The organism is Mucilaginibacter limnophilus (genome assembly GCF_004005815.1).
Classification (GTDB): Bacteria; Bacteroidota; Bacteroidia; order Sphingobacteriales; family Sphingobacteriaceae; genus Mucilaginibacter; species Mucilaginibacter limnophilus.
This window is the reverse complement of sequence record NZ_SACK01000009.1, coordinates 16,764-29,784: the sequence shown is the minus strand read 5'-3', so window position 1 is coordinate 29,784 and position 13,021 is coordinate 16,764. Positions and strand designations below refer to the sequence as shown.

General features: G+C 42.2%; 10 protein-coding genes and 1 pseudogene. 3 read left to right on the top strand and 8 right to left on the bottom strand.

What is annotated here, in order from left to right:
• Positions 1-9 precede the first annotated feature (9 nt).
• The 7 genes and pseudogenes from EOD41_RS17365 to EOD41_RS17335 form a co-directional block, all read right to left on the bottom strand.
• A complete protein-coding gene (locus EOD41_RS17365; RefSeq protein WP_127707295.1) occupies positions 10-1,254 on the bottom strand; it encodes an aspartyl protease family protein in 1,245 nt (414 codons plus the stop codon).
• 58 nt (positions 1,255-1,312) lie between these two features.
• Entirely contained in the window at positions 1,313-2,377 is a 1,065-nt protein-coding gene (locus EOD41_RS17360) for a YihY/virulence factor BrkB family protein (RefSeq protein ID WP_127707293.1), read from the bottom strand.
• 90 nt (positions 2,378-2,467) lie between these two features.
• Positions 2,468-3,148 carry a M15 family metallopeptidase gene (locus EOD41_RS17355; RefSeq protein ID WP_127707291.1) on the bottom strand — a complete coding sequence of 227 codons (681 nt, stop codon included), beginning with the start codon at positions 3,146-3,148 and terminating at the stop codon, positions 2,468-2,470.
• Between the two features lie 4 nt (positions 3,149-3,152).
• Positions 3,153-4,379 carry an alanine dehydrogenase gene (locus EOD41_RS17350; protein WP_127707289.1) on the bottom strand — a complete coding sequence of 409 codons (1,227 nt, stop codon included), beginning with the start codon at positions 4,377-4,379 and terminating at the stop codon, positions 3,153-3,155.
• A gap of 131 nt (positions 4,380-4,510) precedes the next feature.
• On the bottom strand, positions 4,511-6,061 hold the full coding sequence (locus EOD41_RS17345; RefSeq protein WP_127707287.1) for an Rne/Rng family ribonuclease: 1,551 nt from the start codon (positions 6,059-6,061) through the stop codon (positions 4,511-4,513).
• 231 nt (positions 6,062-6,292) lie between these two features.
• Entirely contained in the window at positions 6,293-7,144 is an 852-nt protein-coding gene (locus EOD41_RS17340; RefSeq protein WP_127707285.1) for a tetratricopeptide repeat protein, read from the bottom strand.
• Between the two features lie 13 nt (positions 7,145-7,157).
• A pseudogene (locus tag EOD41_RS17335) lies at positions 7,158-7,487 on the bottom strand (HU family DNA-binding protein); the annotation flags it as partial.
• Positions 7,488-7,634: 147 nt separating this feature from the next.
• On the opposite strand from EOD41_RS17335, the gene mutY reads away from it, so the two are divergent.
• Positions 7,635-8,681, top strand: coding sequence for an A/G-specific adenine glycosylase (mutY, locus tag EOD41_RS17330; RefSeq protein WP_127707281.1), 1,047 nt, complete (start codon positions 7,635-7,637; stop codon positions 8,679-8,681).
• A 26-nt stretch (positions 8,682-8,707) separates the two neighbouring features.
• Complete coding sequence (locus EOD41_RS17325; RefSeq protein WP_127707279.1) at positions 8,708-9,124, top strand: single-stranded DNA-binding protein; 417 nt, start codon at positions 8,708-8,710, stop codon at positions 9,122-9,124.
• Between the two features lie 71 nt (positions 9,125-9,195).
• Here EOD41_RS17325 and EOD41_RS17320 read toward each other — a convergent pair whose 3' ends face one another.
• Positions 9,196-11,370, bottom strand: coding sequence for a S9 family peptidase (locus tag EOD41_RS17320; RefSeq protein WP_127707277.1), 2,175 nt, complete (start codon positions 11,368-11,370; stop codon positions 9,196-9,198).
• Between the two features lie 97 nt (positions 11,371-11,467).
• Here EOD41_RS17320 and EOD41_RS17315 point away from each other — a divergent pair, with 97 nt between their 5' ends.
• Positions 11,468-12,994 (top strand): serine hydrolase, encoded by a 1,527-nt coding sequence (locus tag EOD41_RS17315; RefSeq protein ID WP_127707275.1) that lies wholly within the window; start codon positions 11,468-11,470, stop codon positions 12,992-12,994.
• Positions 12,995-13,021 lie beyond the last annotated feature (27 nt).

Below are 13,021 nucleotides of genomic sequence, written 5' to 3'. Positions count from 1 at the left end.
GGGGCCTGTTCAGATGCGGCGTTTCAGGGTAAGTATCACGTGGTCGGTCTTTTTATCGTGATAGATTTCCAATAATATATTCCTGTCATGTTTAGATCTGAACAGGTCGTCAATTTCTTCAAGGGTCATTTTTGATACCGGTTTAAAATTGATGGTCACAATCTCATCTCCTCGCTCCAATCCAATTTCATATCCAGGTGATCCCGCTTCTACGCGGCTTATTATTACATGTTTATGATCTTTGCCCCCGGCAAAATATTCCAGCCCGGTCATATCATGTTCAAAAGGCTTTTTAAAATCCTGCCCTTTTTTAAGATACATAGCGCCATTGCTGTAATCAAATATTACTTTAAATTTCTTCAATACCTCTGTTCCTAAATTCCCATCGCGGTAAACTGATGGGCGTATGTTAGAAACCATGTTAGGGAAAGATGCAAGCGGTTCTTTAAGCTTGAATTTTCCTAATTCAAGTAATTTTATCCTGCTTATAAAGCCGCTAATCGGGCCATTCAGCCCTATACCTAAATTGGCAGCTATTATTTTTTGTGGAAAGTCATTGTTGTTGGCCACATTTTCAAGCGATACCGGATGTCCGGCACCTAAGTCAACCACCAACTTTTTATCAATTGTCTTACCATCAGGCATTGTAATTTTGGCAAGCATATAAGGCTTTTTTTCTTCAATAGATATAGGCACTCTTATTCCTTTTCTGAACACACGCATATCTGCAGGCCGGCACACGGAAAGTATGCTGTCGGAAAAATTGATTTGCACGGCAAGTTTGTTAAAAAATTCATAGCCGATAAGCCCATGTATAGGCATTCCTAAAAAGTCAGACAGATTAAAATGATCGCGTTTTAATATTGCTGCCGACACATGACGGCTTTTAGTGTTGTTTATTTTCACATCCAATGGCGAGGTGATAAAAGCTTCAGCATCGCCACCTTCTCCTAAACCTGATATACGAACCGTACGTTTATTATTAATTTGCAAAGAATCAACCAGTGTTGGATCAGTAATTATCATCAATCCTACACCTGTATCCAATATGAAGTTAAACGGCCCTCGATTGTTGATACTGGCTTCAACAATAACCATATTACGAATAAGCTTAAACGGAATTGTTGCGCGGCGACGGTTGCTGTCTATTTCAAAATGCTGCGCTTCAAGTTCTTTTGTGATGCCTGTGCATAACAATATCGCCAGGATTGCATATCTGCAATAAATGATATAAAATGCACGTTTAGATAGCAACTGGTTATAATTAGTATTTAAATGTACAATAAATACTAATCAATGCAATGCAGGCTTGTTATGCTTTTTTATCCTTATCGTCGTCTTCGCATTCTTCTGTAGCAGGTGTTTCCGGATTGTCACATTTTAAAGCGCCTTCAAGCTCGGGATTTTGGCGCGGAATTTCTTTTACCTGTTGCTCTACCTCGGTTTGTTGTATGTGAACCGCATAAGGTGCCGGCTCTAAACGGCTTCCCTGAGCCTCGGCATAAACCTGAGTAAATTCGGCGCCTATGTATAAAATAGCTGCAGTGTAATAAATCCAAACCAGTATCACGATGATTGAACCGGCAGCACCGTAAGCCGACCCCTGCGCTGTATAGGTTAGGTATAAGCTAATTATATATTGGCCAAGCATAAATAGTAAAGCGGTAAAAATAGCCCCGGCCTTTACATCTTTCCACTTAATTTTAACATCCGGCAACACTTTAAATATAATACCAAACAATACAGAGATAATAAGCAATGTAACCACAAAGTTTACTGCGTAAAGTAATGTACCACTTATAAAATCAGATACTCCTTCATTACGTATCAGGAAATTAATTAGCCTTTCAATTTGTGCACTCAGGGCGCTTATAATAAAGTTTACGAGTAATGAAACCAATAACAAGAACCCAAGACTAACAATGAGCGAGAACGACAGGAACCTGTTTTGCAGCATTTTCACCCATCCTTTTTTAGGCTTGGCTTTAACTCGCCATATCATGTTAAGAGAATCTTGTATTTCCAGAAAAATACTGCTGGCGCCAAGCAGTAAGGTAACTATACCAATAACAAGGCCTATGCCTTTTTTATCAGCAATATCCTGCTTTTCAATAGTTTGCTGAATTTGTGCGGCAGCCTCCTTACCAATGTATTGTTGTATTTCGGGGTAAAGGCTGTTGTTTGATTTGTCTTGAAGATCAGGCAGTAAAAAACCGGCTAACGAAACTACCAGTATAAGCAGTGGCGCCAGTGAAAAAACGGTATAATAAGCCAGTGACGCACTAAGTTTTAAACCCTTATCATCTGAAAAACCACTGAATGTTGCCAATAATACTTTCCATAATTGCTTAAAGTATTCTTTACTGAACATTTTCATAAGCTGATATATTTCTGTTAGTCAATTAGCTAACAGCAACTTTTATGCTAATGTTTGCCTTATGGGGTTAAATTGATATTAAAATGCGGCTTATAATGCTTCAAAAGGCACATCCAGCAGATCAAACCGCTCCCAACCTGCAAAGTCATAATGCCACCATTCGGAAGGATAGATTTTAAAGCCATGCTTTTCCATTATTGTACGCAGCAACCAGCGGTTGTGAAGTTCTATATATGGCAGATCAAAGTAATCGGCAGCGGCTTTTTTACTAAAGCTATCATATCCGGTTGGCATTTGCAGCTCTTCTCCGGTTTTAAGGTTGATCAAGGTCAGGTCGATAGCGCAGCCACGGTTATGCCTTGAGCCTTTGCGCGGATCGGCAACAAAAGTGGTGTCTTTAGCTATCTCATAAAATTTTACGGTGACCGAATACGGGCGATAACCATCAAATATTTTTAATCCCAATCCCTTGGTTTTCAATTCAGCCTGTACAGCCCGCAACGCTTCGGCAACAGGCTTGCGGGCAAAGGCCCTTGCCTGATTATAAACTTTATTACCGGTGAAGTTATTGTTGGTTGCGTAGCGAATGTCAAGTACAATATTTGGTATTACCTGTTTAATTTCGAGTAATGCCTGATCAGGGTGCTGTTTAATTTGGCGGCGATATTTTTCTGCACCATCTACTTTATCACTATCTATGTATTTATACGGCTGCGCTATTGCTGATAAGTTGAGCACAAACAGCAATATCCAACAGCATCTATACTTCATTTTTTTACAAGCTTGATACGATGAGCAGATCGAGATCTTTACAGGGCAATGAAAAGCGGTCGGCAATGTGCTTGTTGGTTAAATGGCCCTGGTAAATGTACACCGCGTTACGAACACCTGTTTTTTTCCAGATAACATTCTTGATACCGCCGTGGTCGCCTATATCTACCAGTATAGGTGCAAAAATATTAGTAAGCGCGTAGGTGGCAGTACGTGCTACCCGCGAGGCGATGTTTGGTACACAATAATGAATCACATCATACTTGCGGAAAACCGGGTTGGTGTGGTTGGTAACCTCTGATGTCTCAAAACATCCACCCTGATCAATACTCACATCAATAATCACCGAATCGCGTTTCATGCGGCTAACTGTAGCTTCTGATATAATGCAGGGGCTCCTTCCATCCTCAGCACGCATAGCACCTATAGCAACATCACAAGTTGTAATGGCTTTTTCCAATACTATTGGCTGTACAACTGAAGTAAATACACGGTTACCGATGTTGTTTTGCAAGCGACGTAGTTTATAAATAGAGGGATCGAAAACTTTCACTTCGGCACCTAATGATAATGCAGTACGCGCGGCATATTCTCCTACGGTCCCGGCACCCAGTATAACAATCTCTGTCGGCGGAACGCCGGTTATACCACCCAGCATCAGGCCTTTGCCTTCAAATACGTTACTCAGATATTCTGCTGCAATCAGTATCGACGTAGCGCCTACTATCTCGCTCATGGCACGTACAACGGTTAGTGTGCCGCCTTCATCAAGCAGGTATTCAAAACAAAGCGCGGTGATCTTTTTCTGCATGAGAGCCTGCAATATTTCAGGCTTCATGGTTGCAGGCTGCAGGGTTGATATCAGCAGCTGTCCGGGCTTCATCAACTCTATCTCTGCCATAGTAGGCGGAGCAATCTTGATAATTACATCGGCTTCGTAAACGCTTTTAGTATCATACACAATGCGGGCGCCCTGTTCGCTGTAATCCTTATCAAGAAAATTGGCAGCTTTTCCGGCGTTGCTTTCCAGCATTACATCGTGCCCGTTGTTTACCAGAAGCGCTACCGACAGTGGGGTAAGCGGTATCCTGTTCTCCTGGAAAGATACCTCTTTTGGTATACCGATGTATAATTTGTTCTTTCTGGTTTTTACTTCCAGCATTGATTCCTGGGTTTGCATCATGGCTTGTTTTGCCACATCAGTAAACCCGCTGTATTTACCTGAACTCATTGCCTGTACCCTGTTTTGCGGAAGTTGAAGATAGGCAATTTTTGTGAATTATATCCTGTAAAGTCCTTATAAACAAAAAATGCAGGCAAACTTTATGTTTCCTGCATTTTTCAATCTGCCACCGGGCAGTTTTATAATTTAATCTCTTCGTCTTTCGACGAGAAGAAACGGAATTCGGTGAGCTGGTACGATGGATTACTTTTCACTTTTATCCATTGCTTATACTTAAAGTACCATTTCATCTGGCGGGTGTAAACGCCTTTTTTAATGTATGCTTCGATGTAAGGGTGAACACAAAGCGTAATATTTTTTTCATTTTGCTCCATTAGGATGTAATTGAAGTTATTTTCAATATCATCAAGCAGCAATATGCTTGGGCGTACAGCCCCGGTACCATGGCAGGTTGGGCAAACCTCACTGGTAACAATGTTCATTTCAGGGCGCACACGCTGGCGTGTTATCTGCACCAACCCGAATTTACTTGGGGGAAGTATGGTATGTTTCGCCCTGTCGTGCGACATTTCGGCACGCAAATAATCAAATAACTCTTTACGGTTGGTTGGCTTATGCATGTCGATAAAATCGATCACTACAATACCTCCCATATCACGCAGACGCAGCTGGCGGGCAATTTCGCGTGCCGCTTCTTTATTTACCTGCAGCGCGTTTTGCTCCTGGTTTTCTTTGTTAGCAGTACGATTACCGCTGTTTACGTCAATAACGTGCAGTGCTTCGGTATGCTCAATTACCAGGTATGCGCCACCTGCTAAGTTAACGGTTTTTCCAAAAGCACCCTTAATTTGCTTTTCAATACCGTAATGTTCAAAAATCGGGTCGCGGTGCTTATGCAGCCTTACAATGTTTTCCAGATCGGGCGATATCTCGTGCACATATGAGCGCACTTCTTCATACATCCCGTTATCATTTACATAAATGCTCTGGAAATCTGAATTAAGAATATCCCGCAGGATAGTTGAGGTGCGGTCAATCTCGCCCAGTATTTTTTTCGACGGTTCAACTGATGGTAGCTTTGTTATCAGCGTTTCCCATTTAGCTATAAGGTCAAGCAGGTCTTTCTGCAGCTCGGTTACACCTTTCCCTTCAGAAACGGTGCGGATAATAACCCCGAAATGCTTTGGCTTGATGCTTTCAACTATCTTGCGCAGGCGCAGGCGCTCGGTATTGCTTTTTATTTTCTTTGAGATAGAGATCACCTCAGAGAAAGGCACAAGCACTACATACCGCCCCGCTATTGACAGGTCGGCACTAAGCCGCGGACCTTTAGTTGAAATTGGTTCTTTAGCTATCTGAACGGGAATAACAAGGCCTTTTTGAAGCACCTCAGAAATTTTACCGCCCTTGTCAATATCAGCCTCAAGCTTAAGTTTATCTAAAAGCTTAGACTGATATCCCCCGCTACGTACCTGTTTGGTAAGCTTAAGCAGGCTTTGCACCTGCGGCCCCAGATCAAGGTAATGCAAAAAGGCATCTTTCTCATATCCTACATCAACAAAAGCAGCATTTAACCCCGGCATAATCTTTTTGATTTTGCCAAGATAAATGTCGCCAACAGTATAATTGTTGGTACTTTGCTCTTTATGAAGTTCTACGAGTTGTTTGTCCTGTAGTAATGCAATGGTAGCTCCGTTGGGGGATGAATCGATAATTAATTCTTTTATCAATTGCTACTCCATTTCTATTAAGCGGCCGGAAAGCCGCCGGTTAACAAGAAAAACAAAAACACAAGTTCAGCCCGCGCGTATGCCGGGCTGAATAGATGACTGATCGTCAGGATCAGCTTATTTCTTTTTGTGTCTGTTTTTTCTTAAGCGTTTTTTGCGCTTGTGGGTAGCCATTTTATGTCTCTTACGTTTTTTACCGCTTGGCATAGTGTTTAATTTTTTTTAATGTTATTAATTTAATTCCTTTATGTATTCGTCAATGCGCTTACCGAAAGTTGGGTCGGGCATCATTTCCTTACACTTGTTATAAGCCTCAATGGCTTCTTTCTTTTTACCCAGTTGCTTGTAGCTTTCGGCCAGATAAAAATATGGCTCAACTTCAGGCTTTTGAGCGACAACCGTTTTGAAACGCTCAACCGCCTTGTCATACTGTCCCGATTTCATCGAGAAAATACCCAGGTTAAGGTTCGCGTTACGGTTATTCGGATCCTGCTTCACTACTTCAAGCAACAGGCTTATACCCTGCATAGGGCTTGGTGCGCCACCGTTAACATACGCTGTACCTAATCCGGTTTTAGCGTCAAGGTTATCGGGCGCAAGTTTGCGTGCTGCCTCAAAAGCCTCAACCGCGTTGGCCAGGTAAGTAGGCTGTGCAGTAGTATCCTGTGTTAGTTTCCAGGCATCGTTAAAGCGGTTACCCGCATCTATCCAGTTGCCTGCTGTGTTTTCTTTTTGGGCTATTGCTTTATAATAAAAAGCCGCCGGCCCAGGCTGGTTTACCGCGTCCCACTCGGTAGCCAGTTGTTTTTGTAAAGATAATTTATCAGCTTCTCCTGCTGCTTTCAACTTACCTTCCAGATCAGTGATCTTTGCAGCCAGTTGCTCGCCTATAGCTGTTTTACCTGTTTCAGAAACCTGCTCAACCGTAACTGAATTTGCCGGCGCGGCTGTATGCTCGTGCCCGTCGTCCTCAGCATGTGTTTCGGTTTCTTTTGATTTCATCAGCCCTTTAACAGGCTGCAAATACAAATAGCCCATTATGCCAGCTATGGCAATAATTACGGCTATTTGTTTACTTTTCATTACTCAAAAAAAATTATTTGCTTGTTTTACCGGCTTTGTTACCTGTTTTTACTTTTTCAACAAAAGTTTTTGCGGGCTTAAAGCTTGGCACAAAATGCTCGGGAATGATAATGGCAGTATTTTTTGAAATATTACGCGCTGTTTTTTTAGCTCTTTTTTTAACAACAAAACTTCCGAAACCTCTCACATACACATTTTCACCTGCAACCATAGAGCCTTTTACAACTTTAAAAAAAGCCTCAACAGTCTCTTGTACGTCCACTTTCTCAATGCCTGTTTTAGTTGAGATTTCAGCTATAATTTCTGCCTTAGTCATATCTGATTTGTCTTTATTTTTTATATAATTACTTAACTGTTTTGGGGTTGCAAAAGTATCGCTTTATTACGAAAGTCTGAAATAAATGATGTATTTTTTTTGTGCGCATTTATACGGGCATTAAAAAGCGTGTATTTATGACATCTGTTACACAATCCCCTTTACATTTGATTTATGAATTTTGCTAACGAACTGCTGGCCTGGTACAGGCAAAACAAACGCGACCTGCCCTGGAGAAATACTACTGATGCTTATGTAATATGGCTGAGCGAAGTGATATTGCAGCAAACCCGGGTTGAACAGGGTCTTCCTTACTTTTATCGCTTTCTCGAGCGTTTTCCCAACGTTGAAAGTTTTGCCAACGCCAGTGAAGATGAGGTACTAAAACTGTGGCAAGGCCTTGGTTATTATTCGCGCGTGCGTAACATGCTTAAAACAGCGCAACTGATAAAGCAACAATATAATGGTATATTTCCGGTAAAGTATGATGAACTTATAAAGCTGAAAGGCATTGGCACATATACCGCAGCAGCAATTTCGTCATTCTCGGCTAATGAAGTACAGGCAGTAGTTGATGGTAATGTTTACCGGGTACTATCTCGTTATTTTGGCATCAATGAACCAATTAATACGCCTAAGGCAAAAACCACATTTCAAAAAATTGCCGACGATTTAATTAATAAGAAACTTCCCGGCTTGCATAATCAGGCCATGATGGAGTTTGGCGCTATGCTTTGCAAGCCAAAAAATCCGGCCTGTGGTATATGTCCGGTGCGTACGGGGTGCTACGCATTTAAGCACAATGCTACTGCTTACCTGCCCGTTAAGCTGAAAAAAGCTAAATCGCGCGAACGTTTTTTGAACTATTTTTTACTCACAGACGGCCATGATGTATTAATGAACAAAAGGGATGAAGGTGACATTTGGGCTAATATGTACGATTTGCCGATGTTTGAAACACAATCATTGATGACTGTTAATGAGCTAGTTAACGATAATTGGGTGAAAGAACATTTTGGAGAACACCTGACTGTTGAAAAGGATTATGGCGTTACACGGCATTTACTCACACATCAAAAATTATATGTAAGGTTAATAAAATTAAACACAACAACGGTTAAATTAGAACAACAATGGTTTTACATTGAAGTAGAAAAATTAAAATTTCTGGCATTGCCAAAAATCATTTTTATATTTCTAAAAAATATTTTTAATTTGTAGAACAATTTTCCGAGTTAATTTAAACCATGTCTGGAATAAACAAAGTAATATTAATAGGCCATTTGGGTAAAGATCCTGAAATACGTTACCTTGAAGGAGGCGTTTCGGTAGCAAGTTTCCCGCTGGCAACTTCTGAAACATTTAATAAAGACGGCAAAAAAGTTGAGCAAACTGAATGGCATAACATTGTTATGTGGCGCAGCCTTGCCGACGTCGCTGCAAAATACCTGCAAAAAGGTAAACTGGTTTATATTGAAGGTAAACTACGTACCCGTTCATTCGAGGATAAGGAAGGAATAAAAAAATATACTACCGAAGTTGTGGCTGAAAACTTTACTATGCTTGGCCGCAAAAGCGATTTTGAAGGAGATAACCGCCCTATTACCAAGACCGATAGTGCATCTGAATTTAATCCGTCAGATGCAGATGATCTGCCTTTCTAACCAATCAGTGTAAACTTATTAAGAAAAGAAAAAGCCCGTGCAAATTGCCGGGCTTTCTTTATTTCCAACTCTTACCTTCCACCCGGCGGGCAATGCTCTTTTAAATATTTAGTGAACAGATTACGCAAATGCTGCGTAGTACCTGCCCCTTCTGAGAGTGAATGCGTACGGTTAGGGTACGACATTAGCTGGAATTGCTTGTTATATTTCACCAATTCGTTTATCAGCAGTTCAGCGTTGTTATAGTGCACATTGTCATCACCAGTGCCGTGAATGTAAAGCAAGTTACCTTGCAGGTTTTTGACATTGGTAACCGGCGACCCTTTTATAAATACCGCCCGGCTTTCTTCGTCGACAGGCACGCCCATGTAGCGTTCCTGGTAAATGTTGTCATAAGTAAGCTGGTAAGCCACTGCCGAAATAGCGATACCCGTTTTAAAAGTTTCCGGATACAGGAACAACAGATTGAGGGTAGTTGAACCGCCTCCGCTGGCTCCCCAAACTGCCGTGCGGGTGCTGTCAACAAACGGCCATTTCAACACTTCTTTTGCTCCAAGCGCCTGATCACGAATGTTCAGCGTACCTATATTTTTATAAATAGCTTTACGCCATTCACGTCCTTTTGGCGCCGGTGAACCACGGTTGTCCATTGAAATATAGATGTACCCGTCTTCGGCCATATCCCCGGCATAACGCGAATTGCGTCCTGCACCGTAAACGTCTCTTGCGGTTTGTGTAGCCGTTTCGCCATACACGTAAAACATCACCGGATATTTTTTTGTGGGATCAAAGTTATCCGGCTTTTTTATCCAGCCCTGCATATCCACACCGTCGGCTGTTTTTACTGTAAAAAACTCAACAGGATTTTTTACATTCTTCGCTATAGCCACCATGTCACCGGTGAGGTGCTTATGATCGGGCAGACTGATAGTCTCAGTTTGGCCCGGCGTATTGGCATTTGAAAAAGTGTGCAGCGCCATTTGCCCGTTTGGTGAAATGGCATAGGTATGCGTCCCCGGCTGATCCATCGGTGTAAGGCGTTCCGGCTTCCCACCGGTTATCTTTATACGGTACAGGTATTCCTGCGTAGGGTTATCCGGCGAAGCTGTAAAATAGATATAGCCCACCTGCTCATTTATAAGCACCGTTTTTATCACATCAAAGTTTCCTTTGGTTATCAATTGCTGTTTACCTTCTTTGCTTACCCTATATAAATGGCGCCACCCATCCTGCTCGCTCGTCCATACAAACTCTTTTCCATTTTTTATAAAATCCCAGCCTTCGGCATTTTTCTTTATATCGATCCACGCCTTATCAGTTTCAGTATAAATTAACCTTGCGACAGCGTTTGACACATTACAAATAAACAAGCGGCTTTGGTTTTGCGCACGGTTAAGTTGTTGCAGGATAATCTCATTGGGATTAGTAGTCCACTCCATCCGCGGAATGTAATGCTGTACATTGTCGCCGGGAACATTCATCCAGCGTTTAGCACCTGTGTTTATGTCAACAACACCAATGCGACATGCGCTCGGGTTTTCGCCGGCTACCGGATATTCAACAGGCACTACATATGAGTAAACCAAACTGTCGGTAGTATTCAGCATCAAATAGTTCTTTATCTTGCGGGCATCTATTTGCCAATAGGCAATGTACTGCCCGTCCGGCGACCAGCGGAAGCCGTCGCGGCACGCAAATTCTTCCTCGTATGCCCAGTCGAACGTCCCGTTGATCAATTTATCCGTCCCATCAGGAGTAAGCGCTTTTATATTTCCTGATGAAAGATCTTCTACATAGATATTATGTTCACTAACGTATGCAACTTTGTTTCCATCGGGAGAAAACTTGGCAAACATTAATGATGAAGCCGGCTTGCCTATACCCAATTGTTTTAAGGTTTTACCTTTAGTGTCATACACCCAGTAATCGCCGCGGGTATCATACCGCCATACTTTTTTTGTGTTTGTGTTTATCAGGATCTTGCTGCCATCATTACTTAAAGAAAACCTGCGAACCTGCAATAATTTACCGTTAGGTTGCGTAAGCGCCCTTTTATCGGCTATAACGGCTTTTTTGCTTTCGTCACGTACGTCAAATTCCATTATGGTGCTGTCCTGCACCTTATAGTACCTGTAACCATCGTTTGCCCAAACCGTTCCCTGCCCAAACTGCGCCTTTGCCGTTTGCCAAAAGCCTGCAAACACCAATGCCGCTGTAAAAATTAACCTGTAGAATCTGCTGTTCATTAATATATTTTTTATGAATAGATAATTTTAATTAAAGTATTACGAACTTAAATTTTGCGTTAAATTAGCATTTAACAAACCCCCAAGTTAAACTGTAATGAAAAAAATACTTCTTCTGCTCGGCCTGTCCTTTATTACTATTACCACCGTAACCGCCCAAAATGCTAACAGAAGTAAATTTGTTGCTGATAGCTTACCTGCTTATATCACCCGCGCATTAACCAACTGGCGCATACCCGGCGCCGCTGTTTGTATTGTTAAAGATAACAAGATTGTGCTGATGAAGGGTTACGGCATTAAGGAGCTTGGCCTTAACAACAAGGTGGACGAGAATACGCTGTTTATGATAGGCAGCAACACCAAAGCCTTCACTGCTACAGCGCTTGCCATGCTTGCAGAAGATAAAAAATTATCGCTTGATGATAAGGTGACCAAGTACATTCCTGACTTCAAGCTAGAAAATAAAGCCGCAACTGAGCTGGCAACTGTACGCGACTTACTATGCCACCGCTTGGGATTTCAAACGTTTCAAGGGGACTTTACCTTTTACAACACCAACCTCAGCCGTGAGAATGTTATAAAAAGGCTTGGCATTATGAAAGCGCAGTATGGTTTCCGCACACGCTGGGGCTACACCAATTCGGCATTTTTAACCGCGGGTGAAATTATACCCAAAGTCACCAAGCAAAACTGGGATATTTATCTAAAAGAGAAAATTTTCGCGCCGCTGGGGATGGGTAACACACTTGGCTTAAGCGTTGCTATGCCGAAAGCCATTAACCGTACTGTGCCGCATACCATAAGCGACGGCAGGCTGATAGCTATACCCTACGCTAATCTTGATAATTTGGCACCGGCAGGAAGCATAAGCTCCTCGGTAAACGACATGAGCAAGTGGGTAATGGCATTATTGAATGAAGGCAAGGTAGGCACAAGGCAAGTGATACCGCTTAATGCTATTAAAGCCACCCGGCAGCCACAAGATATTGTAGGTACTTCAAGGCATTTAGATGGTACTGTGAATTATCAATTATATGGATTAGGCTGGTTTTTGCAGGATTACCACAACCACCGCCTGGTAATGCACGATGGTGGTGTAAATGGCTATGTATCTTCGGTTACTTTAGTTCCGGAAGAAAAATTGGGTATTATTATTTTAACCAATACTGATCAAAACAGCCTGTACGAAGCGCTGCGCTGGGAAATACTTGACGCCTATTTCAAGCTGCCTTACCGCAATTATAGCGATGCCTATTTAAAAGAATATAAAACCGACCTGGCCACACAGCAGGCCGAGGATAAAAAGAGGCGTGATACTGTTGCAACCAACCCGCGTACGGCGTTATCAATGAGCTACTATGAAGGTAAGTTTTCTAATCCGTTATACGGAAACCTTACTGTTGAACGTGGCGACAATAACGAACTGAACATGCGCTTTGAGCACCACCCAAAAATGTATGCTAAGCTGCAGCCGCTTGGCGGAAACCGCTTTTACGCTACTTTCAGCGATCCTGTGTTAGGGAAAGCGGTGTTTACTTTTACAGTTCAAAACGGGAAGGTTACAGGAGTTACCATCAAGGTGGCCGACTTTATTGAATACGGCGCGTATGAGTTTACCAGGTAACACACCCGGGTAAATCTTCCGTGCTTT

What these genes read in the sequence shown, in the direction of transcription:
- EOD41_RS17360 (WP_127707293.1), bottom strand. Translation starts at nt 2,377, where the DNA reads ATGAAAATGTTCAGTAAAGAATACTTTAAGCAATTATGGAAAGTATTA.
- EOD41_RS17355 (WP_127707291.1), bottom strand. Translation starts at nt 3,148, where the DNA reads ATGAAGTATAGATGCTGTTGGATATTGCTGTTTGTGCTCAACTTATCA.
- EOD41_RS17350 (WP_127707289.1), bottom strand. Translation starts at nt 4,379, where the DNA reads ATGAGTTCAGGTAAATACAGCGGGTTTACTGATGTGGCAAAACAAGCC.
- EOD41_RS17340 (WP_127707285.1), bottom strand. Translation starts at nt 7,144, where the DNA reads ATGAAAAGTAAACAAATAGCCGTAATTATTGCCATAGCTGGCATAATG.
- mutY (WP_127707281.1), top strand. Translation starts at nt 7,635, where the DNA reads ATGAATTTTGCTAACGAACTGCTGGCCTGGTACAGGCAAAACAAACGC.
- EOD41_RS17325 (WP_127707279.1), top strand. Translation starts at nt 8,708, where the DNA reads ATGTCTGGAATAAACAAAGTAATATTAATAGGCCATTTGGGTAAAGAT.
- EOD41_RS17320 (WP_127707277.1), bottom strand. Translation starts at nt 11,370, where the DNA reads ATGAACAGCAGATTCTACAGGTTAATTTTTACAGCGGCATTGGTGTTT.
- EOD41_RS17315 (WP_127707275.1), top strand. Translation starts at nt 11,468, where the DNA reads ATGAAAAAAATACTTCTTCTGCTCGGCCTGTCCTTTATTACTATTACC.